Source organism: Acinetobacter psychrotolerans, assembly GCF_048552595.1.
Lineage (GTDB): Bacteria > Pseudomonadota > Gammaproteobacteria > Pseudomonadales > Moraxellaceae > Acinetobacter.
Map to the genome: position 1 here is coordinate 1 of NZ_JBIMDK010000042.1, position 1,246 is coordinate 1,246.

Sequence of the window (1,246 nt, forward strand, 5' to 3'; positions counted from 1 at the left end):
TTGACGTTGCTGATCGTTGTGCCTGCAGCGTTAATGCCTGCTTTGGTGATGCTTGGGCCACCTGTTACGGTTAAGCCGTCTGTGTTGAGAAGGCTGTCACCTGCTGTCACGCTCGTTACAACAAGGTTTGGATTCAATTTAACTTGTACGCCAGCAGCTGTTGCAGCTGTGGTGATGTTGCTATCACCCGTAATTGCGACAGCATCTCCTAACTTTTTAATACCAGTCGTTCCACCATCACCATTAAAAGTTAAACCTTTGGTATCTACCGCAGTTTTAGCATCAACACCTGCTTTGATATCAGTTTTGGTTGTCGCGGATAGATCCAATGCATAGTCAGTATTACCATTGGCATCCTTCGCACCCTTCGTCGCAGAAAGTGCACTTGAGGTCGATACGCTTGCTGAATCAGCATTTACTGTATAGGTATCGTTTTTAGTCGTTGCATCCGTTGTTTTAGTAACAGTGGTATTTTCACCTTGCGCTACTATTGTTTTTGCCGCTGCTGCTGCTGCTTGCACATCACCAATATTCGCTGCATTTGTAGCTGTCGTGCCACCACTTGCTACGTTGTTAATAGCCTGTCCATTTGCATCAAAACCATTCGCTTTTACTTGTCCTGCAAATGTAGGTGCATCAACCACATTATATTTATAAGTGTTTGTCGCTGAATCATAAACAGCTGTAGTATTTGTGCCATTTGCAAAATTAACAGTTTCGCCAAGTCCAACTTTATCTGCTGGTGTTGTACCATTTACAGTAAAGTTCAAGCCTTTTTGTGCTTCCGTTAGGGCACTATTTGCTGTCGTTTGTGCTGCTACCGCTTTGCCATCTGCTGTCGCAGCATTCGCTAAGGCATTATTCGCTGTCGTTTGCGCTGCTACCGCTTTACCATCTGCTGTCGCAGCATTTGCTAGGGCATTATTCGCTGTCGTTTGTGCCGTACTTACATTTGTATTGGTTGTAAATAACTGACCACCATTGACTGCTTCTTTTGATCCCGATGCTACTGTCCCATCCAAAAGACCTGTAATTTTTTGGTTATTTAATGCAGCACCACCATTCAAATTACTGATACCTGTAACAGTCTGCGTACCTGTAACAGTACTGTTGCCATTTACTTGCAAACCTGCAGATGTCACTGTTCCTGCAAATGTAGGTGCGTCAACTACATTATATTTATAAGTATTTGTCGCTGAATCATAAACAGCTGTAGTATTTGTGCCATTTGCAAAGTTAACAGTTT

Annotated in this window: 1 pseudogene; it reads right to left on the bottom strand. The window is 43.2% G+C overall.

Going from position 1 to position 1,246, the window contains the following annotated elements:
- A pseudogene (locus ACG94X_RS16765) lies at positions 1–1,246 on the bottom strand (hypothetical protein); the annotation flags it as partial.